The organism is Microbacterium sp. C-MGS6, from assembly GCF_058140415.1.
Genome location: NZ_CM176934.1, coordinates 1188993 through 1212063, shown reverse-complemented (window position 1 = coordinate 1212063; position 23071 = coordinate 1188993). Strand labels below are relative to the sequence as shown.

Annotated in this window: 24 protein-coding genes; 13 read left to right on the top strand and 11 right to left on the bottom strand. The window is 70.6% G+C overall.

Annotated elements, in window-relative coordinates:
• Positions 1 to 6: 6 nt before the first annotated feature.
• Genes AC3B5L_RS05850 through AC3B5L_RS05830 form a run of 5 tightly spaced genes read right to left on the bottom strand, consistent with a single transcriptional unit; the run spans position 7 to position 5424 of the window.
• Positions 7 to 864 carry an ABC transporter ATP-binding protein gene (locus AC3B5L_RS05850; RefSeq protein ID WP_187663636.1) on the bottom strand — a complete coding sequence of 286 codons (858 nt, stop codon included), beginning with the start codon at positions 862 to 864 and terminating at the stop codon, positions 7 to 9.
• Positions 861 to 1715, bottom strand: a complete 855-nt coding sequence (locus AC3B5L_RS05845; protein WP_187663635.1) for an ABC transporter ATP-binding protein — start codon at positions 1713 to 1715, stop codon at positions 861 to 863. The genes AC3B5L_RS05850 and AC3B5L_RS05845 overlap by 4 nt, the downstream gene beginning before the upstream one ends.
• Positions 1712 to 2692: an ABC transporter permease gene (locus AC3B5L_RS05840; RefSeq protein WP_259962736.1), complete on the bottom strand. Its 981-nt coding sequence runs from the start codon at positions 2690 to 2692 to the stop codon at positions 1712 to 1714. The genes AC3B5L_RS05845 and AC3B5L_RS05840 overlap by 4 nt, the downstream gene beginning before the upstream one ends.
• Positions 2685 to 3680, bottom strand: coding sequence for an ABC transporter permease (locus tag AC3B5L_RS05835; protein ID WP_187663633.1), 996 nt, complete (start codon positions 3678 to 3680; stop codon positions 2685 to 2687). The genes AC3B5L_RS05840 and AC3B5L_RS05835 overlap by 8 nt, the downstream gene beginning before the upstream one ends.
• Before the next feature lie 43 nt (positions 3681 to 3723).
• Positions 3724 to 5424 (bottom strand): ABC transporter substrate-binding protein, encoded by a 1701-nt coding sequence (locus AC3B5L_RS05830; RefSeq protein WP_187663632.1) that lies wholly within the window; start codon positions 5422 to 5424, stop codon positions 3724 to 3726.
• 266 nt (positions 5425 to 5690) lie between these two features.
• Here AC3B5L_RS05830 and AC3B5L_RS05825 point away from each other — a divergent pair, with 266 nt between their 5' ends.
• The 7 genes from AC3B5L_RS05825 to AC3B5L_RS05795 are packed head-to-tail and all read left to right on the top strand — an operon-like array spanning position 5691 to position 13032.
• On the top strand, positions 5691 to 6407 hold the full coding sequence (locus AC3B5L_RS05825) for an NUDIX hydrolase (protein ID WP_259962733.1): 717 nt from the start codon (positions 5691 to 5693) through the stop codon (positions 6405 to 6407).
• Positions 6404 to 7741: a quinolinate synthase NadA gene (nadA, locus tag AC3B5L_RS05820; protein WP_490096290.1), complete on the top strand. Its 1338-nt coding sequence runs from the start codon at positions 6404 to 6406 to the stop codon at positions 7739 to 7741. Before AC3B5L_RS05825 ends, nadA begins: the two co-directional genes overlap by 4 nt.
• Positions 7738 to 9273, top strand: coding sequence for an L-aspartate oxidase (gene nadB, locus AC3B5L_RS05815; protein ID WP_490096289.1), 1536 nt, complete (start codon positions 7738 to 7740; stop codon positions 9271 to 9273). The genes nadA and nadB overlap by 4 nt, the downstream gene beginning before the upstream one ends.
• Positions 9273 to 10124 (top strand): carboxylating nicotinate-nucleotide diphosphorylase, encoded by an 852-nt coding sequence (nadC, locus tag AC3B5L_RS05810; RefSeq protein WP_490096288.1) that lies wholly within the window; start codon positions 9273 to 9275, stop codon positions 10122 to 10124. The genes nadB and nadC overlap by 1 nt, the downstream gene beginning before the upstream one ends.
• Positions 10125 to 10128: 4 nt before the next feature.
• Positions 10129 to 11265, top strand: a complete 1137-nt coding sequence (locus AC3B5L_RS05805; RefSeq protein ID WP_490096287.1) for a cysteine desulfurase family protein — start codon at positions 10129 to 10131, stop codon at positions 11263 to 11265.
• Between the two features lie 23 nt (positions 11266 to 11288).
• Positions 11289 to 12236: a glycosyltransferase family 2 protein gene (locus AC3B5L_RS05800; RefSeq protein ID WP_490096286.1), complete on the top strand. Its 948-nt coding sequence runs from the start codon at positions 11289 to 11291 to the stop codon at positions 12234 to 12236.
• A gap of 22 nt (positions 12237 to 12258) precedes the next feature.
• Positions 12259 to 13032 (top strand): SDR family NAD(P)-dependent oxidoreductase, encoded by a 774-nt coding sequence (locus AC3B5L_RS05795; protein ID WP_136050923.1) that lies wholly within the window; start codon positions 12259 to 12261, stop codon positions 13030 to 13032.
• A gap of 12 nt (positions 13033 to 13044) precedes the next feature.
• Here AC3B5L_RS05795 and AC3B5L_RS05790 read toward each other — a convergent pair whose 3' ends face one another.
• The gene (locus AC3B5L_RS05790; protein WP_490096395.1) at positions 13045 to 15120 is read right to left on the bottom strand and encodes an ABC transporter ATP-binding protein; all 2076 of its coding nucleotides are present in this window, start codon (positions 15118 to 15120) and stop codon (positions 13045 to 13047) included.
• Positions 15121 to 15287: 167 nt separating this feature from the next.
• Between AC3B5L_RS05790 and AC3B5L_RS05785 the strand changes: the two genes are divergently transcribed.
• Positions 15288 to 16763 (top strand): MDR family MFS transporter, encoded by a 1476-nt coding sequence (locus AC3B5L_RS05785; RefSeq protein ID WP_268777767.1) that lies wholly within the window; start codon positions 15288 to 15290, stop codon positions 16761 to 16763.
• Between the two features lie 30 nt (positions 16764 to 16793).
• On the opposite strand, the gene AC3B5L_RS05780 is transcribed toward AC3B5L_RS05785, so the two are convergent.
• The gene (locus AC3B5L_RS05780; RefSeq protein WP_187663623.1) at positions 16794 to 16940 is read right to left on the bottom strand and encodes a hypothetical protein; all 147 of its coding nucleotides are present in this window, start codon (positions 16938 to 16940) and stop codon (positions 16794 to 16796) included.
• A 126-nt stretch (positions 16941 to 17066) separates the two neighbouring features.
• On the opposite strand from AC3B5L_RS05780, the gene AC3B5L_RS05775 reads away from it, so the two are divergent.
• Positions 17067 to 17660: a carboxymuconolactone decarboxylase family protein gene (locus AC3B5L_RS05775; protein WP_370428693.1), complete on the top strand. Its 594-nt coding sequence runs from the start codon at positions 17067 to 17069 to the stop codon at positions 17658 to 17660.
• A gap of 23 nt (positions 17661 to 17683) precedes the next feature.
• On the top strand, positions 17684 to 18268 hold the full coding sequence (locus tag AC3B5L_RS05770) for a 1-acyl-sn-glycerol-3-phosphate acyltransferase (protein WP_370428692.1): 585 nt from the start codon (positions 17684 to 17686) through the stop codon (positions 18266 to 18268).
• Between the two features lie 4 nt (positions 18269 to 18272).
• Here AC3B5L_RS05770 and AC3B5L_RS05765 read toward each other — a convergent pair whose 3' ends face one another.
• A complete protein-coding gene (locus AC3B5L_RS05765) occupies positions 18273 to 18476 on the bottom strand; it encodes a hypothetical protein (protein WP_187663620.1) in 204 nt (67 codons plus the stop codon).
• Between the two features lie 81 nt (positions 18477 to 18557).
• On the opposite strand from AC3B5L_RS05765, the gene AC3B5L_RS05760 reads away from it, so the two are divergent.
• Positions 18558 to 19103, top strand: a complete 546-nt coding sequence (locus AC3B5L_RS05760; RefSeq protein ID WP_292795365.1) for a DUF6328 family protein — start codon at positions 18558 to 18560, stop codon at positions 19101 to 19103.
• Between the two features lie 34 nt (positions 19104 to 19137).
• On the opposite strand, the gene AC3B5L_RS05755 is transcribed toward AC3B5L_RS05760, so the two are convergent.
• Positions 19138 to 19698, bottom strand: a complete 561-nt coding sequence (locus AC3B5L_RS05755; protein ID WP_187663618.1) for a Dps family protein — start codon at positions 19696 to 19698, stop codon at positions 19138 to 19140.
• Between the two features lie 119 nt (positions 19699 to 19817).
• Between AC3B5L_RS05755 and AC3B5L_RS05750 the strand changes: the two genes are divergently transcribed.
• Together AC3B5L_RS05750 and AC3B5L_RS05745 are read left to right on the top strand one after the other, a co-directional pair.
• Positions 19818 to 20306, top strand: coding sequence for a GNAT family N-acetyltransferase (locus tag AC3B5L_RS05750; protein WP_187663617.1), 489 nt, complete (start codon positions 19818 to 19820; stop codon positions 20304 to 20306).
• A gap of 107 nt (positions 20307 to 20413) precedes the next feature.
• Complete coding sequence (locus tag AC3B5L_RS05745) at positions 20414 to 20713, top strand: hypothetical protein (RefSeq protein WP_060921362.1); 300 nt, start codon at positions 20414 to 20416, stop codon at positions 20711 to 20713.
• A 64-nt stretch (positions 20714 to 20777) separates the two neighbouring features.
• On the opposite strand, the gene AC3B5L_RS05740 is transcribed toward AC3B5L_RS05745, so the two are convergent.
• Entirely contained in the window at positions 20778 to 21347 is a 570-nt protein-coding gene (locus AC3B5L_RS05740) for an alpha/beta fold hydrolase (protein ID WP_490096285.1), read from the bottom strand.
• A 144-nt stretch (positions 21348 to 21491) separates the two neighbouring features.
• Positions 21492 to 22889: a M20/M25/M40 family metallo-hydrolase gene (locus tag AC3B5L_RS05735; protein ID WP_490096284.1), complete on the bottom strand. Its 1398-nt coding sequence runs from the start codon at positions 22887 to 22889 to the stop codon at positions 21492 to 21494.
• Positions 22890 to 23071: the final 182 nt, after the last annotated feature.

The following is a 23071-nucleotide window of genomic DNA, read 5'->3' as shown; positions in this document are numbered from 1 at the left end:
GCCCGCTCAGGAGCCCAGGGCGAGCTCCGCCCTGACCTCGTCACGGAGCCTGCCGAGGTTCTCCGGTTCGGGTGCCGCCGCCAGGAGCGTCTTGGTGTACTCGTGCTGCGGGTTCAGGATCACCTCGTCGGCTGTTCCCCGCTCCACGACATCGCCCTGGAAGAGCACCATGATGTCGTCGGAGAAGTGCCGCGCGGTCGCCAGATCGTGTGTGATGTAGAGGACGCCGAGGTTCTCCTCGCGCTGCAGCTCGGCGAGCAGGTTGAGCACGCCGAGCCGGATCGACACGTCGAGCATCGACACCGGCTCGTCCGCCACGATGAACCGGGCACCGGGGGCGAGGGCCCGCGCGATCGCCACGCGCTGCCGCTGCCCACCGGAGAGCTCGTGCGGGCGCCGTTCGGCGAAGCTCTCCCCCGGAGTGAGCCGCACGCGCTCCAGCAGCTCGATCGCCCGCGCCCGCACCTCGCGGCTGTCGAGCTTCGGGTGGTGCAGCCGGATCGGACGCTCCAGGTGGTGCACGATCGTGTGGAAGGGATTCAGCGAGGCGAACGGGTCCTGGAAGACCATCTGCACGTCCGACCGGTAGCGCTCCAGGGCCGAGCCCCGCGTGCCGGATTCCTCGCCGTCCAGGAGGATGCTCCCCGAGGTCGGCGTCTCCAGCTTCATCAGCATCCGGGCGATGGTGGATTTCCCCGATCCGGACTCGCCGACGAGGGCCGTGGTCCGCCCCGCCTCCAGGGTGAACGACACGTCCTTCACCGCGTGCAGCACACTCGTGCGGAACCCCGACCGCAGGTGGAAGTCCTTGACGAGGTTCCTCGCCTCGAGGGTGCCCGCACGCCTCGTCCCGTCCACGCTCATCGGATGACCTCCTGGTTCACGCCGCCGCTGCGGACGAAGTCGCCCCGCTCGCCCGTGAGGGACGGGAAGCTCGACAGCAGCCGCTGGGTGTACTCGTGCTGCGGGTTGCGGTAGATCTCCTCGGCCGTGCCCTGCTCGACGATCCGTCCCTGCAGCATGACGGCGATGCGGTCGCTGATCTCGATGAGCATGGGCAGGTCGTGGGTGATGAAGATCACGGCGAACCCGAGCTTCTCCCGCAGACGCATGATCTCCCGGATGATGCCGCGCTGCACGACCACGTCGAGCGCCGTGGTGGGCTCGTCCATGATCATGACCTGCGGGTCGAGTGCCAGCGCCATCGCGATCATCATGCGCTGGCGCATGCCGCCGGAGAGCTCGTGCGGGAAGCTCGTCAGCCGCCCGGGGTCGACGCCGACGAGCGTGAGCAGCTCCTCGGCGCGCTCGTGCTTGGCCTTCTTCGACATTCCGGGGCGGTGGGTGTCGAAGATGTCGAAGATCTGCGCGCGGACCGAGATGACGGGGTTGAGGGAGTTCATCGCCCCCTGGAAGACCATCGAGATCTTGTCCCAGCGGAATGCGCGCAGCCCGTCGCCGTCGAGTCCGACGACGTCGATGTCATGGCCGTCGCGGTCGTGGAACACGATCTCGCCGTCGGTCATCAGGGCCGGCGCCTTGAGCAGCCGGTTCATCCCGTACGCGAGGGTGGTCTTCCCGCAGCCCGACTCCCCCGCGAGCCCGAGGATCTCGCCCCGGTGGAGAGTGAGTGAGACATCGCGGACGGCTTTGACCGGCGGGTCGACCTCGTACTCGATCGAGACGTTCCTGGCGGTGAGCACGGCGTCGCTCATGCGGTGACCCCCTTCTCCTTCGCGGCCTTGCGCAGACGACGGGCCGCATCGGGCGCGTTGCGCAGCTTCGGGTTGATGACCTCGTCGATGGCGAAGTTGATCAGGGCGAGCCCCGCGCCGAGGATCGCGATCATGATGCCCGGCGGCACGAACCACCACCAGGCGCCGCGGCCGAGGGCCTGACCAGACTGGGCGTCGTTGAGGATCGAGCCCCAGGTGATCGAGGAGTTCGGGCCGAGGCCGAGGTAGGAGAGCCCCGCCTCGCCGAGGATGGCGAAGATGATCGCGAACAGGAACTGCGCGGTCAGCAGCGGGAGCAGGTTCGGCATGATCTCGACGAGGATCACCCGGAGGGACTTCTCGCCTGCCACCTTCGACGCGTACACGTAGTCGCGGGTGCGGAGCGAGCGGGTCTGCAGCCGCAGCACGTACGCCGCTCCGGCCCAGGAGGTGATGCCGAGGACGAAGGCGACGAGCTGCCAGCTGCGCTGCGGCACGAACGACGCGATCACCATGACCAGCGGCAGTCCGGGGATCACGATCATGACGTTGGTCAGCAGCGCGAGGACGTCCTCCCGCCAACCGCCGAGGTACCCGGCCAGGACACCGAAGAGGAGCGAGAGCACGATGGCGATGCCGCCGGCCGTGACGCCGATGAGCAGCGACCCCTGCGCTCCGATCGCGAGCTGCGCGAGCACGTCGTTGCCGAGCTTGGTCGTGCCCAGCCAGTGCTCCGCCGACGGCGCGGCGAGGGCGGGGTTGTCGGTGCTGCGCGGGTTCTGCGTGAAGAACGGCGCGATGATCGCGAAGAGCACGATGGCGAGCACGAGCACGGCACCGACGATGAACTTCGGCGAGGTGCTGGGCAGGATGCGGCGACGTCTGCGTTCCTGACGCTGGGTGGCCAGAGCGACGGTGCCCTCGGGGGCGACGGTGGGCGACTCCTCCACGAGGAGCGGGTTCTTCGTGTCAGACATTCTGGCGAGCCCTCGGGTCGATGAAGCCATAGACGAGGTCCATGAAGAAGTTGGCGACGAGCACCGTGAGGGTGATCACGAGGAACAGCCCCTGCATCAGCGCGTAGTCGTTGTTGGTGACGGCCTGGAACATGAGCTTGCCGACACCCGGGTAGGTGAACACCTGCTCCATGACGATGGAGCCGGCGACGACGAAGCCGAGGGTGATCGAGAAGCCTGCGATCGACGGGATGGCGGCGTTCCGCGCGGCGTACGTCGTCATGATGCGCCGCGGCCGCAGTCCCTTCGCCTCAGCGGTGAGGACGTAGTCCTCGGCGAGCGTGGAGACCATCATGTTGCGCATGCCGAACATCCAGCCGCCCACCGAGCTGATCACGATCGTGATCGCGGGAAGGAGCGAGTGGGTGACGGCGTCGGTGAAGAACGCCCAGGTCGGCTCCGGGCCGTCCGGGAAGTCGAAGACGTCATACCCGCCGAACATCGGGAACCATCCCAGACCGACGGCGAAGACGGCGATGAGGACGAGCGCGAGCCAGAAGTACGGGATGGACTGCAGGACGGTGGTCGCCGGGATGAGGTGGTCGACCCAGGTGCCGCGCTTCCACCCGGCCCACGCGCCGAGAACGACGCCGAGCAGGAAGGAGATGACCGTGGCGGTGCCGACGAGCACCAGCGTCCACGGCAGGGCGCCGGCGATCAGCTCCGACACCGGGGTGGGGAACTTGGTCACCGACACCCCGAGATCGCCGCGGAGCATGCGTCCCCAGTACGCGAGGTACTGCTCCCAGAGGGACGCATCATCACCGCCGAGCAGGAGCTTGATGTTGCGGATGGTGGTCTCGGAGACCTCTCCGCCGGCCCGCTGCATCTTCGCGATCATGATGTCGGCGGGATCCCCCGGCATGAGCCGGGGAAGCAGGAAGTTGATGGAGATCGCGGCCCACAGCGTGAATGCGTAGAACCCGATCCTTCGTGCATAGAACTTCATGTCACCTGTCCTGACTTCCTGCTTCCCCTGCTCCTCTCGAGACTCAGCCGGCGGGCTTGATCTGCGTCAGCACGTACCCGGCCGCGATCGCACCCCAGGAGGGCGGGAACGCGTAGAGGTTCTCCTCGGTCGGCCAACCGGTGTAGTCCTTCGTGTTGTAGAAGGTCTGCGTGGCGTTGATCACGAGCGGGATGTAGGGCACGTCAGTGACGATCGCGTCCTGGATCGTGGCGTAGAGCTCCTTGCGCTCCGCCTCGTCCTCGGTGCTGATGGCCTGCTGGATGGCCGCATCGACGGTCGGGTTGTTGTAGCGGCTGAAGTTCCAGCGCCCCGGGGGGATCTCGGTGCCGACGGGGCTGGTGGACTGCACCTCGGTGCCACCGAACCAGTCGCGGTAGATCTGGAACGGGTCGGCGATGGTCGTGCCGACCACGCCGCCGACGATCAGCTGGAACTCGCCGGACTGGCGGGCGTCGACGAACTCCTGCCACTGCACGGTCGACGCGGTGATCTTGATGCCCGCAGCCTCGGCCTGCTCGGCGATGAGCTTCGCGGCGTCGTTGTAGTCCGTCCAGCCGTCGACCGAGATCAGGCTGAGCTCGACGGGCGCGCCGTCCTTCTCGTAGATCCCGGAGGAGCCCTTGGTGTAGCCGGCAGCCTCGAGGATGGACGCGGCCTCCTCGACGTTGGCCTCCTGCGGGCTGACCTCGTACGCGTCGTCGGTGAGCCACTTCTCATCGCGCGGGAGCAGCGTGTAGGCGGGCGAGACGTCGGCGGTGAGACCGACGAACGCCTTGTCCTTGATGGTGGCGCGGTCGACGGCGACGTTCAGCGCCTGCCGGACCGCCACGTCCGTCTGCGGGCCCGTGCAGCCGAGCTCGGCGTTCGAGCAGGTGTAGAGGACGGTCGGGTCCTGCGGCGTGTTGATCCACTCGATCTTGCCGTTGGCGGTCGCGTCGTCCGGGTTCGGGATGAACATGCCGGTCCAGTCCAGCTCACCCGCCGTCACGAGATCCTGCGCGGTCTGGTTGTTGTCGACCGCGATGTACTGGACCTTCTTGATGGCCAGCTCGTCGGCGCCGCGGTAGTTCTCGTTGGCGACCAGCGTGTAGGACTCGCTCGTGGTCTTGTCCACGACGTACGGGCCCGACCCGACCGGCTCCTCGTTCGTGAAGTTCGCGAAGTCGTCGACGTCCTTCCAGATGTGCTCGGGGAGGATGTAGCTCGACCCCATCCGCTGGAACTCCGTCGTGTACTGCGCGATGCCGTAGGTGAGCACGACCGTGGTGTCGTCGGTGGCCTCGGCGGAGACCAGCTGGTTGCCCTCGGGGTTGTTCGCCTCGTACAGGAAGGTGAAGGCCACGTCCGCGGCCGTGAGCGGCTCGCCGTCGCTCCACTTCAGGTCGGGCTTGATCTTCACCGTGATCTGCGTGCCGTCTTCGTTGTACTCGAAGGACTCGCCGATGAGGCCGATGGGCTCCTCGTCCTTGGTCTTGTTGTAGAAGAACAGCGGCTCGTAGATCGGGCCGAGTGCGCCGTGGAGCACGTTCGGGGCGAACGGGTTGTAGTTCGTCGTGATCGGCGTCGTGCTGCCGGCCCAGACGCGGAGGGCACGGTCGCTGGACGCGTTGCCGCCCTCGTCGCCGTCACCGCCGCCGCCACCACAGGCCGTCAGGCCCAGGGCGAGGACCGAGGCCCCCGCGACCGCCGTGAGCGCGATCTTGCGCTTTCCGTTACGGATCATTCTTCATTTCCTCTCGGTGCTGCACTGCAGGAGGGATTCTCCGGTTGGAGCCGAACCCCGGGCGGGGTTCACGGGAACCCCGGGAGGTGGCCTGCGGGCCGCCCTCGAAGGGGTTTGTTAGGACAGTAACCTAACAAACCCGCTCCGGGGGAACAAGCCTTCCTGCGGGCAGGAGATAACGTTTCGGACTCGACACTCCTGCGCGTCATATGCCCGCACTAAAGGTCGTCATGACACTAAGATCGGCTGCGGAGGTTAAGGTGCATATGACTCGAAGTGCGGACATCCGCGTCGCCGTCTCGACGGTGATCCTCACGCTGCGCCGCGGTGACGACGGTCCTCCCGTTCTCGCACTCCCCCTCGTCCGCCGTACCCGCGAGCCGTTCGCAGAGCGATGGGCGCTTCCCGGCGGGTGGCTCACCCCCGAGGAGTCGCCGGTCGACGCCGCGGCCCGGACACTCGCCGAGACGGCGGGCCTTGCGCCCACCTACCTGGAGCAGCTCTACGCCTTCGGCGCCGTCGACCGCTCCCCCACGCGGGTCGTCTCGATCGTGTACTGGGCACTGCTGCGTCAGGACGACGTCGAAGCCCAGATCACCGCGCATCGGGCATCCGGTCGCGCGCCGGAGAACGTGGAGTGGTTCGATGTCGACGGCCTGCCCGCACTCGCCTTCGATCATCACGAGATCATCGAGTACGCGCTCTGGCGCCTCCGCAACAAGGTCGGCTACAGCCGCGTGGCCCAGGGCTTCCTGCCCGCCGAGTTCACGCTCGCCGAGCTGCGGGAGGCGTACGAGTCGATCCTCGGGCGCCCACTGGACCCTGCGAACTTCCGGCGGCAGGTCGAGGCCGCGGGCAACCTCACCCGCACCGACCGCTTCCGCACGGGCAGCCACCGCCCGGCCCGCCTGTACCGCGACGACACCGACGTCGAGCTGGCCGACCGCGGCCCGCTCCGCCCCGAGGAAACGAGAACCCGATGAGCATCACCTTCATCCCGACCCCCGTGGTCCCTGCGGCCGACCCGTCCGTCGATCACGCGATCCAGGCCATCGTCGGTGGAGCCTCCACCGACGCTACGTGCACCACCGACCTCGCCGTCGGCCCGTGGGACTTCGACACGCGCCCCGGGTACGGGCCCGGATCCTCCATGGGCGACGTCATCCCGACCGGGGCTCCCCGGCAGGGGGAGCTCCCCGCCGCCTACCGCGAGGCGGACGAAGCCGAGCTCCACCGGCGCATCGAGGCGGCCAAGGCGACCCTCGGAGACCGGGTGGTGATCCTCGGCCACTTCTACCAGCGCGAGGAGGTCGTGACCCATGCGGACGAGGTGGGTGACTCGTTCCAGCTCGCCACCGCCGCCACGATGCGGCCGGATGCGGAGGCGATCGTCTTCTGCGGCGTGCACTTCATGGCCGAGACCGCCGACCTCCTGTCGCAGCCTGACCAGGCCGTGATCCTGCCGAATCTCGCCGCCGGGTGCTCCATGGCGGACATGGCCGACATCGACCAGGTGGAGGAGTGCTGGGAGCAGCTCGCCGACGTGCTGGGCGACCTCGACACCCCCGACTCCGACGGCCGCGTGCCGGTGATCCCCGTCACCTACATGAATTCCTCCGCGGCGATCAAGGGTTTCGTCGGGCGGCACGGCGGCATCGTGTGCACCTCGTCGAACGCCGCCACGGTGCTGGAGTGGGCCTTCGCCCGCGGCCGTCGCGTGCTCTTCTTCCCCGACCAGCATCTGGGTCGGAACACCGCGAAGGCCATGGGGGTGCCGCTCGACCGGATGCCGATGTGGAACCCGCGGCGAGCGCTCGGCGGCTCCACCCCGGAGGAGCTCGTCGACGCGGAGGTGATCCTCTGGCACGGCTTCTGCTCCGTGCACCGGCGGTTCACCGTGGCGCAGATCGACCAGGCCCGCGCGGAGCACCCGGGGGTCCGCGTGATCGTGCATCCGGAGTGCCCGATGGAGGTCGTCGACGCGGCCGATGCGGCCGGCTCCACGGAGTACATCCGCCGCGCCATCGCCGAGGCCACGGAGCCGACGACGTTCGCGGTCGGGACCGAGATCAACCTCGTGCGCCGCCTGGCCGCGCAGTACCCGCAGCACCGGATCTTCTGCCTCGACCCGGTCGTCTGCCCGTGCTCGACCATGTACCGCATCCACCCCGGCTACCTCGCGTGGGTGCTGGAGGAGCTGGTCGCCGGCCGCACCCCGAACCGCATCACGGTCTCCCCTGACGTCGCCGCCCCGGCTCGCCTCGCGCTCGAGCGGATGCTCGCCGCCAAGCCGCCGGTGGCCGCCGGGGCACGATGAACGTCGTCGTCGTCGGCTCCGGGATCGCCGGACTCACCGCCGCGCTGCACGCGCACGAGATCGGGCATGCCGTGACGCTCGTGACGAAGAGCGCGCTCGGGGGCGGATGCACGCCGCTCGCGCAGGGCGGCGTGGCCGGCGGCTACGGGCCGGGCGACGGACCGGCGGCGCATGCCGCCGACACGATCAGCGCCGGAGCGGGTCTGTGCGATCCGGCCGCCGTCGACGCGCTCGTGGCGGACGGCGCCGCCCGGATCGCCGAGCTCCTGGCCCGCGGCGTCGCCTTCGACCGGGCGCCGGGCGGTGCCCTCGCCCGCGGGCGGGAGGCGGCGCACACCCATGCCCGCATCCTCCACGCCGGGGGCGACGCGACCGGGGCCGCGATCTCCGCGGCGCTGTGCGCGGCCGTTCAGCGCACGCCGATGTCCGTCCGCGAGCGGACGATGCTCCTCGATCTGATCGTCGAGGCGGGACGGATCCGCGGGATCACGGTCCTCCGCGAGGGCGCCGCGGTCGAGATCCGGGCCGACGCCGTGATCCTCGCCACGGGCGGGGCAGGGCAGCTCTACGCGCACACGACCAATCCGATCGAGACGACCGGCGACGGCATCGCGGCGGCTCTGCGCGCCGGCGCCGCCATCGCCGACCTGGAGTTCGTGCAGTTCCACCCGACCACCCTCCCCGGCGTCCCGGTCTTCCTCCTGTCCGAAGCCGTCCGCGGTGAGGGAGCCGTGCTCCGCGACAGCGACGGACGACGGTTCGTGTTCGACAGCCACCCCGACGGGGAGCTCGCCCCGCGCGACGTCGTCGCCCGGGCCATCGCCGGGCAGGCAGCCCGGCAGGGGACGCCTGTGCACCTCGATGCCACCGGGCTGGGGGCCGATGCGCTCGCCCGCCGCTTCCCGACCATCGACCGCATGACGCGCGACCGCGGTTTCGACTGGTCCCGGGAGCCGCTGCCGGTGACCCCCGCCGCGCACTACCTCATGGGCGGCGTCGTCACCGACCGGCACGGACGGACCACCATCCCGGGGCTGTACGCCGCCGGCGAGATCGCCCGGACAGGAGTGCACGGAGCCAACCGGCTCGCCTCCAACTCGCTCCTCGAAGGAGCCGTGTTCGGAGCCAGGGCCGCCGCCGCGCTGGACGAGCCATGGCCCACCGCTGCAGTCGACATCACCCCGTGTCCGTCACCGACGGACGGGACAGACGCGGCGGACGCGGATGTCGCACCGGAGCCCCTCCCCCCGTTCGACCGCGCGGCTCTGCAGCGGCTGCTGTGGGACGAGGTCGGCCTGCGGCGGAACGGATCCGGCCTGCAGCGCGCTCTCCGCATCGTGCGCGGGTGGGCCGTCGGGTTGCCTCCTGCGGTCGACGTCCGCACGTACGAGGACCGGAATCTGCTGCTGGTCGCCGACGCCACCCTTCGTGCCGCCCTGGCACGCCCGGCCTCGGTCGGCGCCCATCACCGCGATGATCCCGCCCCCGACGCACCGACCATGGCACACCCGTCGATCCTGGAGACCGCCTGATGCTCACCCACGCCACCCTGCACCGCGTCGTCGGAGCCGCGCTCGAGGAGGACGCCCCCTGGGGCGACCTCACCAGCACCACCCTGCTCCCCGCGGAGACGACGGCCACGGCCGACCTCGTCGCCCGCGAGGACGGGGTCTTCAGCGGCGGCGAGGTGTTCGCCGCCGCGTTCATCCTCACCGACCCGGACGTCACGGTCGACCTGCACGTGGGCGACGGCGATGCCTTCACGGCTTCCGACGTGCTGGCCACCGTGACAGGGCCGGCCCGCGCTGTGCTCACCGCCGAACGCGTCGCGTTGAACTTCGCGCAGCGGATGTCGGGCATCGCGACGCTCACCGCCGCCTACGTCCGCGAAGTCGAGGGAACGCGGGCGCGCATCGCCGACACCCGCAAGACCACGCCCGGTCTGCGGGCGTTCGAGCGGCACGCGGTCGTGTCCGGCGGCGGGCGGAACCATCGGTACTCGCTCTCCGACGCGGTCATGGCGAAGGACAACCACCTCGCAGTGCTCCAGAGGTCCGGGCTCGATCTCGCGACGGCTCTCCGCGAGGCACTCTCGCGGCTGCCGCACACCGCCCACGTCGTCGTCGAGGTCGACCGTCTCGACCAGATCCCTGCGGTGCTCGACGGCGGCGCCCATACCGTGCTCCTGGACAATTTCTCCCTCGACGATCTGCGCGCCGGCGTGGCGCTCATCGGCGAGCGCGCCACCGTGGAGGCCTCGGGCGGCGTCGAGCTGACCACCGTCCGCGCCATCGCCGAGACCGGGGTGGATGTGATCTCGGTCGGAGCCCTCACGCACTCCGCGCGGGCGCTGGACCTCGGACTCGACCTCCGGATCGACTGAGTCCGTGCTGTACCTCGACCACGCCGCGACGTCTCCGGTACGCCCCGAGGTGCGGGCGGCCATGGAGCCCTTCCTCACCGAGGTGTTCGGCAACCCCGCCAGTCACCACACCGCGGGCGAGACCGCGGCGCGCGCGCTGGAGGACGCCCGCGCTCGGGTGGCCCGCGTGTTCGGGACGCGGGCAGGGGATGTCGTCTTCACCGGCGGCGGCACGGAGGCGAACAACCTCGCCGTGAAGGGACTCGCCCTGGGAGCGCTCGCCTCCGGCCGGCGGCGCGTCGTCGTGTCCCCCATCGAGCACGAGTCGATCCGGGAGTCGGCGGCGCACCTCGCGCGGTTCCACGGGGTGACGGTCGCGATGCCCGCCGTCGACGGCACCGGACGGATCACGCCGGACGCCCTCGACACGGCGCTCACCGACGACACGGCCGTCGTGTCCCTCGGACACGCGAACAACGAGATCGGCACCGTCCAGGACATCGCGGCGCTCCGCGAGGTCGTCCACGCCCGCCGCGTGCCCCTCCACGTCGACGCCGTGCAGTCGGCCGGCTGGCTGCCGCTGCACGAGCTGCATGCCGACGCGGTGTCGATCGCCGGGCACAAGCTCGGCGCTCCCAAGGGCACCGGGGCGCTCGTCGTCCGCGGACGCCTCCCTCTGGAACCGCTCCTGCACGGCGGCGGCCAGGAGCGTGGGCGGCGGTCCGGCACCGTCGACGTCGCCGGAGCGGTGGGCCTGGCGACGGCACTGGATCTCGCCGAGCGGGAGCGCGAAGACACCGCGACCCGGGTGGAGGCCGCGACGGCGCGTTTCATCGCCGAGGTGCAGCGCCGCGTGCCCGTGGCCGCACTCACGGGGCATCCCACGCAGCGGCTCCCCGCGACGGCGAGCTTCACGATCGCCGGCGTGAGCGGCGAGGCGGTGCTGCTGGAGCTGGAGCGCCGCGGGGTGATCTCGTCCAGCGGCTCCGCCTGCGCCGCCGGCAGCGACGAGCCCTCCCCCGTGCTGCTCGCGTGCGGCATCGCCCCGGAGGTCGCCCAGACGGCCGTGCGCTTCACCTTCGGGCGCTCGGCCCTCCCTGCGGACGCTCCGGAGCGTCTCGCCGCACTCGTGGCGGAAGCGGTCGACGCGGTCCGCGGCTGACGGACGGCCCTAGACTCGGCGGAGTGACCGCCCCCGCCCCGATCGTGACGCTGATCGTGCCCGGACGCGACATCGCCGCGTTCGCCCCCGCCGCCCTCGACTCCCTCCGTGCGCAGACGGACGAGCGGTGGCGTGCGATCCTCATCGACGACGGCTCCACCGACGACACGGGAGCGATCTTCGCCGACGCCGCCGCGACGGATCACCGCTTCACCCTGATCCGGCATGAGGCTTCCGTCGGGCTCGGCGCCGCGCGCAATGTCGGCCTCGCGCGGGTCGACACGCCCTTCACGGGCTTCCTCGATGCGGATGACGAGCTGATGCCGGACGCCCTCTCGACGCTCGTGGGCACGCTCGAACGCACGGAGAGCGACTTCGCCGCCGGTGCCTACGTGCGGCTGCGTCCCCAGGGGCGAGGGTACGTGCCCGGCCGCGTACAGCCGTGGGTGGCCGCGGCGACCTCTCCTCGCCGTCTCGGCACCACCCTCGCGGAGCATCCGCAGGCCGTGTCGAACATCGTCGCATGGTCCAAGGTGAGCCGCACCGAGATGTGGTCCGACCTGCGGTTCCCCGAGGGTGTCGCCTACGAGGACCAGGTCGTCGCGCAGACGATGTACACCCGGGCGCGCGCCTTCGACGTGCTGCCTGACGTCGTGGTGCGCTGGCGCGTCCGAGCGGACGGCACCTCGATCACCCAGGGCAAGGCGCAGCTCCCCGTGCTCCGCGACTACCTCGCTGCGCTCCGCGGCGGCATCCGTGTGCTGCAGGCGGCGGGCGCGCACGCCGCCGTGACCGCTCGACTCGACCTCATCCTCGCGATGGACGTCGCTCCGCTCCGGGAGATCGCGGACACGCACCCGGATCCCGCCTACGCGGCGGAGGTGTCCGCGTTCCTGGCCGAACTGCGCGCCCTTCCCGAATTCGCCGACGCCCGCCCCGACCCCACCCTCGCCGACGCCCTCGCGTGGTGAGCCCCGCCGGAAGGACCCCCGCATGACCGACTACCTCTCCTCGCTCTTCGCGCTCGACGGCCGCACCGCGGTCGTGACCGGCGGCAGCTCGGGCATCGGCCGCGGCATCGCGACGGCGCTCGCCCGGGCCGGCGCGGCCACGGTGATCGTCGCCCGCGGCGCGGAGCGCATCGCGGAGACCGTCGAGGAGCTGAACGCGCAGGGGTGCCGGGCCGCGGGCGTCGTCGGCGATCTGGGCTCCCGCGACGGCATCCACGCGGTCGCGGAGGCCGCTGCCGTCCCCTTCGGCGAGCCGGACATCCTCGTCAACTCCGCCGGCATCAACATCCGTCCGCCCTACGCCGAGATCACCGAGGCGGACTGGGACGCGACGATGACCGTCAACGCGCTCGCCCCGTTCCTTCTCGGTCAGCGCTGGGCGCAGGGCATGGCTGCGCGCGGGTACGGGCGGCTCATCCACATCAGCTCGCAGCAGGCGCACCGGGCATTCGTGGGCAGCGGGGTGTACGGCGCCTCCAAGGGCGCGGTCGAGTCGCTCATGCGCTCGGAGGCCGAGGCCTGGGGTGGTACCGGCGTGACGAGCAACACCCTCGTCCCGGGATTCGTCCTCACTCCCCTGAACGCCCGCCTGCAGGAGGATCCCGCCACGATCGCGGCCCTCGCGGCCCGGACGATGGTCGGACGCAACGGCCTCCCGGAGGACTTCGCCGCGGCCGCGGTCTTCCTCGCGGGTCCCGGCTCGGCGTATGTCACCGGCCAGTCGCTGTTCGTCGACGGCGGGCTCTCCGTCCACTGACCCGCGAAGCCGTCAGCCGTCGGTCGGGCGCGGTCGGGCGTCGGCGCTGGATGCCGTCGGCAGCGGTACGCCGGTCGTGAGCGCCACGACGGCGTCGGCCGCCGCGGAGTCCTCCGGCTCGCGGTCCGCACGGCGCCCGGCGAGCGGAGCATCGACGCCCTCCTCGACACCGCCACGGATCGCGGCCTCCTCCTCGGCTTCTGCTTCGATCTCGGCGTTCAGCACACGCGACGCGGCCACCTGCTGTGCCGCCAGCTCGGCGTAGAGGCCGCCCTGCGCGAGGAGCTCCGCGTGGGTGCCGGACTCCACGATGCGACCGGCCTCCAGCACATGGATGACGTCCGCCCCCATGACCGTCGAGAGGCGGTGCGCGATCGACAGGGTCGTGCGCCCCTTGGCCGCCTCGTCGAGGGCTTCCTGCACCACGCGCTCGGACACGGTGTCCAGGGCGGAGGTCGCCTCGTCGAGCAGGAGCACCGGCGGGTCCTTCAGGAGCACGCGGGCGATCGCGATCCGCTGTTTCTCTCCGCCGGAGAGCCGGTATCCGCGCTCCCCCACGACGGTGTCGTAGCCCTTCTCGAAGCCCGCGATGATGTGGTGGATGTTGGCCGCGGTGCAGGCGGCGACCAGTTCCTCGTCGGTCGCATCGGGCTTTGCATAGCGGAGGTTCTCCCGGATCGTCGCGTGGAACAGGTAGGTCTCCTGGGAGACGATGCCCACGTCGTCGATGATCGACTCCTGCGTGAGCGTGCGCACGTCCGCCCCTGCGAACAGCACCGCGCCGCCCTTGGCCTCGTACAGCCGTGGGGCGAGATAGAGGATCGTGGTCTTGCCGGCGCCGGACGGGCCGACGAAGGCGACGTGCTGCCCGGGCTCGGCCACGAACGAGACCCCGTGCAGCGTGGGGCGCGAGTCGGCCGCGGCATCCGGATAGCGGAACACGACGTCCTGGAACTCGACGCGTCCGCGCGGCCCAGGGGCCTGCGCGACGGTGACCGCGTCGGGGGCGTCGGTGATCTCCGGTACGAGGTCGAGGTACTCGAAGATGCGGGCGAACAGCGCGGACGAGGTCTGCAGATCGAGCGAGACCCGCATGAGCCCCATGAGCGGCATGAGCAGCCGCGCCTGGACCGTCGTGAAGGCCACGATCGTACCCGCGGTGATCGCTCCCGTCCCGCCCGCGATGAGGTAGCCGGACACCAGATAGATGACGGCCGGCACGCTCGCCATGATGACCTGCACGACCGCGAAGAAGCCCTGGCCGCTCATGGCCCGGCGCACCTGCAGGCGCACCTGGTTGCGATTCTCCTGCTGGTAGCGCTCGGACTCGTTGCGCTGGCGGTTGAACGCCTTGGACAGCAGCATGCCCGAGACGCTCAGGGTCTCCTGGGTGATGGAGGTCAACTCGGACAGCGACTCCTGGGTCTCCCCCGCGATGCGCGCCCGCACCTGCCCCACGCGTCGCTGCACGAGCACGAGGAAGGGCATCAGCACGACCGCGATGAGGGTGAGGCGCCAGTCGATGAGGATCATCGCGACGAGGGAGGCGATCACCGTGACGGCGTTGCCGAGGATGCTGGTGACGGTGTTCGTCAGCACGCCGGAGACACCGCCGACGTCGTTCTGCAGCCGGGACTGGATCACCCCGGTCTTCGTCCGGGTGAAGAAGCCGAGCTCCATCGCCTGCAGGTGCTCGAACAGCCGCACCCGGAGATCGCCCGTGACGCTGTTGCCGACCGTCGCCGTGAGCCAGGTCTGCGCGACGCCGAGGACCGCCGAGAAGAGGAAGAGGCCGACCATCGCCCCGACGAGCACGCCGAGCAGGGAGAGGTGGGGGCCGCCGCCGTCGACGGGGAACAGGGCGTCGTCGAAGATGCGCTGCACGAGGAGCGGCGGGATGACCGCGATACCCGCGCCGAGGACCACGAGGACACCGGTGAAGAGGATGCGCCACCGGTAGGCGCTGAACAGAGCGACGACCCGGGTGCCGAGCCCGTCGATCTTCGGGGCCTCCGCGTTGAGCCGACGCTGGGCGTCCTCGTCCACGCCGCGGAAACCGCCCCGCGGACCACCGCCCATCCCGCCCATGCTCATGGCGCCAGCGTACTCAGGACGGCGGACACCGCGGGCCGTCGTCTCCGCTCAGGGCGGATATCGCAGGGATCGGAATGAAATGTCCCACCGACCCGTTACGCTGAATGACTCTCGCGAACTCTCGCACATCTCTTTTTCTTCCGATGCCCTGGAGGCCGCCCATGTCTGCCGTCGATACCGGCTCCATCACGACGCCCCCCGCATCGCACGGGGAGATCCCGCGCAAGGACATGCGGGTCATCTGGCTGCTGCTCGTCGCCGCCTTCGTCGCCATCCTCAACGAGACGACGATGGGCATCGCAATCCCGCACCTGAACACCGATCTCGGCATCCCGCCCGAGCTCGGCCAGTGGCTGACGAGCGCGTTCATGCTCACGATGGCGGTGGTCATCCCGACCACCGGCTTCATCCTGCAGCGCTTCACGACGCGGCAGGTCTTCATCGCTGCGATGACCGCGTTCTCGATCGGGACGCTCGTGGCTTTCGTCGCACCCGGCTTCTCGGTGCTGCTCGTGGGCCGCGTGATCCAGGCCGCCGGCACGGGGATCATGATGCCGCTGCTGATGACGACGATCATGAACGTCGTGCCCGCGCAGTCCCGCGGTCGCATGATGGGCCGCGTCGGTCTCGTCATCTCGCTCGCGCCCGCGATCGGCCCGACGCTCGCGGGGGCCGTGCTCGACGCGTTCAACTGGCGCGCGCTGTTCGCCATCGTGCTGCCCATCGCCCTGATCTCGCTCGCCATGGGCGCGAAGTGGATGACCAACCTCGGCGAGACCCGCAAGGCTCCGCTCGACGTGCTGTCCATCCCGCTCGCGGCGCTCGGCTTCGGCGGCATCGTCTTCGGCCTCAGCCAGTTCGGCGGCGAGGGCGGATCGGGCGGCACGACCGGCGTCATCGCTCTGGTCGTCGGCGCCGTCTCGCTCGCCCTGTTCGTCTGGCGTCAGATCGTGCTGCAGCGCGTCGACGACGCCCTGCTCGACCTGCGCGTGTTCCGCTCGGCGAACTTCTCGCTGGCCGTCATCATCATGACGATCCTGGCGTTGTCGATGTTCGGCACCCTGACGCTGCTGCCGCAGTACCTGCAGAACGTGGCCGGACTGACCGCGCTGGAGTCGGGCCTCATCTTGCTCCCCGGTTCGGTGCTGATGGGCCTGCTCGGTCCGATCATGGGCCGTGTCTACGACGCGAAGGGCACCCGTCCGCTGCTCATCCCCGGGACGATCCTCGTCTCGGCGGCGCTGTTCTTCTATTCGACGGTCGGAGAGCACACCGTGTGGTGGCTGCTGATCATCGTGCAGGCGGCCATGTCGGTCGGCCTCGCGATGTCGTTCACGCCGCTGTTCTCCTCGTCGCTCGGGTCGTTGCACCGCTCGCTGTACTCGCACGGCTCGGCGGTGCTCAACACGCTGCAGCAGGTCGGCGGGGCGGCCGGCGTCGCCCTGCTCACGGTCACGTACTCGGCGATCCTGCACGCCGGCGAGGACGAGGGCCTGTCGCGGGCCGTGGCCGGTGCCCCCGGAGCGCGGACGGCCTTCCTCATCGCGGCGATCATCTCGCTCGCGGCGGTCGCGCTCAGCCCGCTGGTGCGCAAGCCCGCCGACGACATCGGCGACGCGGCGCACGGCGGTCACTGACCGCGCAGCCACACCGACGGCGTCTGCTGCTCACCGCTCCTTGGGGGCGGGGATGTGGCAGACGCCGTTGCTGCAGTAGCCGGCGGCATCGCCCTCGAGCAGCTCGATCGCACCCGGCAGCGGCTGCAGCCCGAGCGGCGCGTCCTGCCCGGTGTTCTCCTGCTTCGATTCGGTCATCCCTCGATCGTACGCCTGCCAGGAGCACCGGGCGCCGCACGCTCTTCTCTGCGGCCTGAGAGCGGCGTATCGTTCCCGGCGAGGGGTGCGCACCCTCGCCGCGCGCCCCGGAGCCGAGGAGGCGCCATGATCATCCACCCTCCCGAACGGGCCACCGCGACCGGCCACGTCGCCGCGATGTACGAGAGCGACCTCGCCGACGACGGCATCGTGTTCGCTCACACCAAGGCCATGGCCGTGAACCCCGACGCCCACGCCGCCTTCGAAGCCCTCGTCCGCGCGGTCGTCCCGTCGATCGGCGTGCCGATCTACGAGGCCGCGACCCTGGGGGCGGCGCGGGCCATCGGATCCGCGCACTGTCTGCTCGCCCACGGCCGCCGCTCCCTGCGCGCCGGCGTCGTCGACGAGGAAGGACTCGCCGCCTTCGCCGCGGGAGACGACCGCGGTTTCACGGAGCAGGAGCAGGCCGTGATCCGCTTCGCCACGCGGCTGTCGACCGATCCGGGGGCGATGACCGACGCCGATGCGCAGGAGCTGCGAGACCAGGGGTTCAGCGACCGGCAGATCGTGGACATCACCCTGGCGGCGGCGGCGCGCAACTACTTCAGCAGGGCTCTTCTCGCGCTGGCCGTGCCCGTCGAGGACGTCCCGGGGCTGGACCCGGCGCTCACCGCGGCTCTCACGCGGACCACCGGGGCCCCGCCGCCAGGCGATCGATAGGCCGTTCCGCCTAATCTGGACGGATGCTCCGACGATTCCTCGCCCGCGTGTACTGGGCCGTCAGCCGGTGGACCCTCGTCGCCGACGCCGCGCCGACGCGACCGACCGTCCTGATCGGCGCCCCGCACACCTCGAACTGGGATTTCGTGCTCATGCTCGCGATCGCGTGGCGCCTCGGCATCGACGTGCACTGGCTGGGCAAGAAGAGCCTGTTCCGCGGCTGGCGGGGGCCGATCATGCGCGGGCTCGGGGGCATCGCCGTCGACCGGGCGGATCCGGCGCGCGTCGTCGGCGAGGTCGTGGACCAGGTGCATGCCGGGACGGTGTTCGGCCTCGTCGTCACCCCCGACGGCACACGGGGCGGCAACGAGTACTGGAAGAGCGGCTTCTACCGGATCGCGCGAGCCACCGGCATGCCGGTCACTCTCGGCTTCGTCGACCGCCACACGATGACGACGGGCCTCGGGCCGACGATCGACCTCACGGGCGACGTGGCCGCCGACATGGACCGGATCCGCGCGTTCTACGCCGACAAGCACGGCGTGCGCCCCGAACGTCGCACGGAGCCGCGGCTGCGCGAGGAGACCGCCGAGCAGCCGGAGGGCTGACGTCTCAGTCCTCGTCGGGTGCGTGGTCCCGGGCGTACGCGAGGTCGTCGTCGGACAGCGACTCGATCATCCCCACCACCGCTCCGGTGATCTCCCGGATCTCCTCCCGGACGTCCTCGTCGAGATGCCGCGACCCGCTGTCGATGACCGCGCGACGCGCATCGTCGGACAGCTCGGGCCACCATTCGTCGATCGGGGGAAGGGTCATCTCGGGTCCTTTCCTGAGGCCTGTCCATCCGGCAGCGCAAGGTTCTGGACAGCGCCGGATCGTGCCCACGAGACTATCGCCATGACAGCAGAATCCCGTGGCGGCGCCGACGAGCGCGACGACCGCGATGACGGCCGCGACGAGACCCCGAACGAGCGCGCGGACCGCAACTGGGAGGAGCTGCTGCAGGAACTGCGGGTGATGCAGACCGGCACGCAGATCCTCACCGGCTTCCTCCTCGCGGTGGCGTTCCAGCCGCGCTTCACCGATATGGACGAATTCCAGCGCGACCTGTATGTCGTGCTCGTGGCACTCGCGGCGGTCGCCACCATCCTCGCCCTCGCCCCCGTCGGCATCCATCGTGCCCTGTTCGGCAGCCGGCTGAAGCCTGAGCTCGTCCGGACGGCGGCGCGCCTGGTGAAGATCGACCTCTTCGTGATCGGTGCCCTCACGATCGGGGTCACGACGCTCATCGTGGACTTCACGGTCAGCCGCACCGCCGGGATCGTCGCGCTGATCGCCTCGCTCCTGCTCGTGGTCGGGCTGTGGATGGCGCTGCCCGGCCTGCTGCGGCGAGCCCGCGCGCGGGTCGGAGCAGACGAAGGACCGCCGCCCTCGTCGGCATGAGCGCGACGGGGGCGGCGGTCGGACAGCGGGCTGATCAGCGGCCGGCGGGGCTGCGGTTCTCCGCGCTCACCATCCACGCGAACTGCTCCAGGCGCTCGATGACGGCGTGCAGCAGATCCGCGGACGTGGGGTCTTCCTCGTCGACGGCGTCATGCACGTCGCGCATCGTCCCGACTGCGGCTTCGAGGCGCGCGGTGACGAGGTCGATGGTCTCCGTCGTCGACACCTCACCGGTCGGGAACTCGGGGAGCGTCGTCGTCTTCGCGATCGTGGCGCTGCGCCCGTCAGGCACGGCGTGCAGGGCGCGCATGCGCTCCGCGATGGTGTCGCTGAACGTCCGGGCGTCCTCGATGATCTCATCGAGCTGACGGTGGGTGTCGCGGAAGTTCCGTCCGACGACGTTCCAGTGGGCCTGCTTGCCCTGCAGCGAGAGTTCGAGAAGGTCGACGAGCACCGCCTGCAGGTTCGCCGCGAGGGTCGGGGATGCGGTGAACCCCTTCTCCGCATTCTGCTGGCGCGTGGTCTTGACGCCCGCCTTCGTCGCTCCGCTCTTGCTGCTGGAGCTGCCGGTCTTCTTGGTCTTCGTGTCTGCCATGGTGTGACCTCCTGCTGTCACGGTAGCCCCGCGGCACAGCCGATTCGAGGGGGTTGACACCCACCGGGCGGACCCCCGAACGTGAGGGAGGCGACAGGGCCATCGAGAGAGGCGGAACAGTGGGAACAGCAGCACAGGAGGATCGTCCCGAGGTGGTCATCGCGCCTCTCACCGCGGCGGATGCCGGAGAGGTGCTCACGATCCAGCGGGCGGCCTTCGTGTCCGAGGCGGCGATCTACGGCAGCGTCGACATGCCGCCGCTGACGCAGACGCTCGCCGAGATGGAGGCAGAGCTCACCTCGGAGAGCGGGCTCGGCGCACGGATCGACGGCCGCCTGGTGGGGGCGATCCGGTTCGTCGAGGACGACGACCTGCTCCTGATCGGGCGGATCGCGATCGCCCCCGACATGCAGGGCGAGGGCATCGGGAGGAAGCTCCTCGACGCGGCGGAGAAGGCCTCGGACGCCCGCGAGTCCGAGCTCTTCACCGGAAGCCTCAGCGAGGCGAACATCCGGCTGTACGAGTCCTGCGGCTACGAGGAGCGCGAGCGGGTGCCGCAGGGCGACGGCACCGCTCAGGTGTTCCTCCGCAAGCGGCTGCGAGGCTAAAGGCACCACCCCCGCAGGCGCAAGGGGGTCGAGCGGATCCGGACGATGCGGAATCGTAGTCCGGACATGTCGCGACCGCGTCATGCCCCAACCGGAAAGGAGAGCTCATGCTCACCCTCACCGACAACGCCACCGCCATCGTGTCGACCCTCGTGAGTCGTCAGAACGACGCGCCGGCCGCTGGGCTGCGCATCCATACCGCCGAGGCGCAGGACGACACGGGCGCGGCCCGGCTCGCCGTCGCCGTGACCGCCGACCCGGAGCCCGCCGATCAGGTCGTCGAGCTGTCGGGCACCCGCCTGTTCCTCGACGAGGCCGCCGCCTCCGCCCTGGACGACAAGGTGCTCGACGCGGGCGTGGACGACGAGGGCTCCGTCTCCTTCGCCGTGCTCCCTCAGGTCGCCTGAGAGCTCAGACTTCGAACGCCGCGGCCGATCCGGCCGCGGCGTTCGCGTGTGCACAGGGTCGGGCTCAGTCCCAGTCGAGATACTCCTCGAGCACGACAGCCGTCTCGATGGGGTGCGTCATCGGGAAGAGGTGATCCCCGCCCTCGACGACCTTGATGCTGGCGCGTTCCGGAGCCATGGCGCGCAGGCTCTCGGCGTTCGCGGGCGGGGTGACCTCGTCGGCCGTCCCCTGGATCAGCAGCACCGGGATGACCGGGGCGAGGGGGGTGTCCACGTCCTCCACGCCGAGGAGGGCCAGACCGTTCACGCGCTCCGGGTGAACGAGCGCGAACGACCGCGCGATCGTGCCGCCGAAGCCGTGCCCGCCGATCCACGTGTCGCCGAGGCCGATGTGGTCGATGACGTCGAGCGCGTCCGCGACGCGGTCCTCGACCGAGGCCTCTGCGTCATCCGCGCGATGGCCGATCCGCACCACGTGGAATCCGGCCTCCTCCGCCAGGTAGTGACCGACCACTCCGAGCACGTCGGCGGCCAGGCCGCGCTCCTGGATGAGCACCAGCTTGACCGGACCATCGCCCTCGTCGACGAAGGGGATGGCGCGGCCCTCGGGCTCGAAGATCTGGGTGTCGGTCATCGGCGTCGTTCTCCTCAAGCCGTCGGTGTCAGGTTCGCAGGCGCCGTCCGCGCCGGGCTCCTGCGACCGGGCACCGGGCGGTGGCGCCTGCGTCCAGCGTAGCCCGCCGGGGGACGAGCCTCCTCCTCGCATCCCCCGGCGGAGTCATGAGGCGGCGGCGAGCTCGCGCCACAGATGCGCGAGGGTCGCAGCGCCGCGGACCAGCATGCGCAGATCGATGCTCTCGTCGCTCGCATGCCAGTGGTCCTCGGGCAGACCCGTTCCGAGGAAGACGACCGGGGCGCCGAGTTCCCGGGACAGCAGCTCGGCCGGCCCTCCCCCGGCGTTGCCCATCCTCCCCCGCACCGCGCGACCGTAACCGCGGGCGAGGGCCCGCTCCAGGGCGTCCCGATAGGGTCCGGGAGGAGAGACATACGGTTCCTGCGCGATGTCCTCGTCGACCTCGAGGCGATACGGCGCCTCGGCGGGCATCACGTCGGCGATGAAGGCGCGGAGCGCGTCGGCGACGTCGTGGTTTCGCTGATCGGCGACGGTTCGGATGCTCAGCGAGGCCATGGCCTCCCGCGGGATCACGGAGCGCTCGATGCCCTCCGGGTCTCCGGCGAGCAGCGAGATCACCTCGATGGCCGGGCGCACCCAGAGGCGCTCCTTCGGGGTGAAGCCCTCCTCCCCCACGATGACCCTGGTCTCGGTACGCCGCGTCCAGTCCTCGGGGTCGAACGGCAACGCGTCCAGTTCCGCAGCGCGCTCGTCGCTGAGCGGGGCCACGCCGTCATGGAATCCGGGGATGGCGATCCCCCCGTCCTCGTCGTGCAGCTGCGCGAGCACGCGGGAGAGCACGAGGGCAGGATTCACCGTCACGCCGGAGGCGGCACCGCTGTGCACGTCCCGGTCGGGCCCCTCCACCGTGAGCGTCGCGGTGAGCGTCCCCCGCATCGAGGTGACCGGAGCCGGGGAGTCGACCTCCCACTGCAGGGTGTCGGAGAAGACGACGAGGTCGCACGCGAACCGGTCGGGGTCGGCCTCCAGGAGGTCCTTGAGGTGCGGGGAGCCGATCTCCTCCTCGCCGTCGATGAGCAGCTTGAGGTGCACCCCGGCTCCGACGCCGTCCACGGCCTCGACCGCCCGGTGCGCCCAGACGTGCGCGAGGGCCTGGCCCTTCGCGTCCGACGCGCCGCGCCCGTAGAGCCGCCCTTCTCGGAGCACCGGCGCGAACGGCGCCGTCTCGTTCCACTCCTCCGGCTTGGCGTGGCGGACGTCGTGGTGCGTGTAGACGAGGACCGTGGGTGACCCCGGCGCGCCCTCGCGCTCGGCGAACACGGTCACCGCATCGCCCGCCGGGAGCAGCGACGTCGTGAAGCCCGCGTCGCGCAGCTCTGCGGCGATCCAATGCGCGGATCGCACCCCGTCCATCCGACGCTCGGGGTCCGCCGAGACGGAGGGGATCTCGACCCAGGCCGACAGCCGCTCGACCATCTCATCGAGGTGGGACTCGAGGAAGGCGTCGATCGCGTCCTGCGCTGCCGCCGTCTCCTCCGTCATGGGAACAGACTGCCCGGAGGACCGCGGATGCGGGCGGGGGTTGACGGCGTCGGCGCTGACCGGCTATCGCCGCGGCGAGGTCCGATCTCACGCGGGCCGAGACTGATTGTCCCAGGCGCGTCGGGGTTTGGAAAGGCCCTGCGTGGATCGGCCGACCGGGCGTTGCATGGCCAGCCCATCCC

Bases quoted from the DNA above. Each gene is read 5' to 3' on its own strand.
- AC3B5L_RS05760 (WP_292795365.1), top strand. From the start codon at position 18,558: ATGACAGCAGAATCCCGTGGCGGCGCCGACGAGCGCGACGACCGCGAT.
- AC3B5L_RS05775 (WP_370428693.1), top strand. From the start codon at position 17,067: ATGATCATCCACCCTCCCGAACGGGCCACCGCGACCGGCCACGTCGCC.
- AC3B5L_RS05755 (WP_187663618.1), bottom strand. From the start codon at position 19,698: ATGGCAGACACGAAGACCAAGAAGACCGGCAGCTCCAGCAGCAAGAGC.
- AC3B5L_RS05835 (WP_187663633.1), bottom strand. From the start codon at position 3,680: ATGAAGTTCTATGCACGAAGGATCGGGTTCTACGCATTCACGCTGTGG.
- nadC (WP_490096288.1), top strand. From the start codon at position 9,273: ATGCTCACCCACGCCACCCTGCACCGCGTCGTCGGAGCCGCGCTCGAG.
- nadA (WP_490096290.1), top strand. From the start codon at position 6,404: ATGAGCATCACCTTCATCCCGACCCCCGTGGTCCCTGCGGCCGACCCG.
- nadB (WP_490096289.1), top strand. From the start codon at position 7,738: ATGAACGTCGTCGTCGTCGGCTCCGGGATCGCCGGACTCACCGCCGCG.
- AC3B5L_RS05850 (WP_187663636.1), bottom strand. From the start codon at position 864: ATGAGCGTGGACGGGACGAGGCGTGCGGGCACCCTCGAGGCGAGGAAC.
- AC3B5L_RS05745 (WP_060921362.1), top strand. From the start codon at position 20,414: ATGCTCACCCTCACCGACAACGCCACCGCCATCGTGTCGACCCTCGTG.
- AC3B5L_RS05795 (WP_136050923.1), top strand. From the start codon at position 12,259: ATGACCGACTACCTCTCCTCGCTCTTCGCGCTCGACGGCCGCACCGCG.
- AC3B5L_RS05740 (WP_490096285.1), bottom strand. From the start codon at position 21,347: ATGACCGACACCCAGATCTTCGAGCCCGAGGGCCGCGCCATCCCCTTC.
- AC3B5L_RS05840 (WP_259962736.1), bottom strand. From the start codon at position 2,692: ATGTCTGACACGAAGAACCCGCTCCTCGTGGAGGAGTCGCCCACCGTC.
- AC3B5L_RS05845 (WP_187663635.1), bottom strand. From the start codon at position 1,715: ATGAGCGACGCCGTGCTCACCGCCAGGAACGTCTCGATCGAGTACGAG.
- AC3B5L_RS05785 (WP_268777767.1), top strand. From the start codon at position 15,288: ATGTCTGCCGTCGATACCGGCTCCATCACGACGCCCCCCGCATCGCAC.
- AC3B5L_RS05790 (WP_490096395.1), bottom strand. From the start codon at position 15,120: ATGGGCGGGATGGGCGGTGGTCCGCGGGGCGGTTTCCGCGGCGTGGAC.
- AC3B5L_RS05735 (WP_490096284.1), bottom strand. From the start codon at position 22,889: ATGACGGAGGAGACGGCGGCAGCGCAGGACGCGATCGACGCCTTCCTC.
- AC3B5L_RS05825 (WP_259962733.1), top strand. From the start codon at position 5,691: ATGACTCGAAGTGCGGACATCCGCGTCGCCGTCTCGACGGTGATCCTC.
- AC3B5L_RS05770 (WP_370428692.1), top strand. From the start codon at position 17,684: ATGCTCCGACGATTCCTCGCCCGCGTGTACTGGGCCGTCAGCCGGTGG.
- AC3B5L_RS05780 (WP_187663623.1), bottom strand. From the start codon at position 16,940: ATGACCGAATCGAAGCAGGAGAACACCGGGCAGGACGCGCCGCTCGGG.
- AC3B5L_RS05765 (WP_187663620.1), bottom strand. From the start codon at position 18,476: ATGACCCTTCCCCCGATCGACGAATGGTGGCCCGAGCTGTCCGACGAT.
- AC3B5L_RS05830 (WP_187663632.1), bottom strand. From the start codon at position 5,424: ATGATCCGTAACGGAAAGCGCAAGATCGCGCTCACGGCGGTCGCGGGG.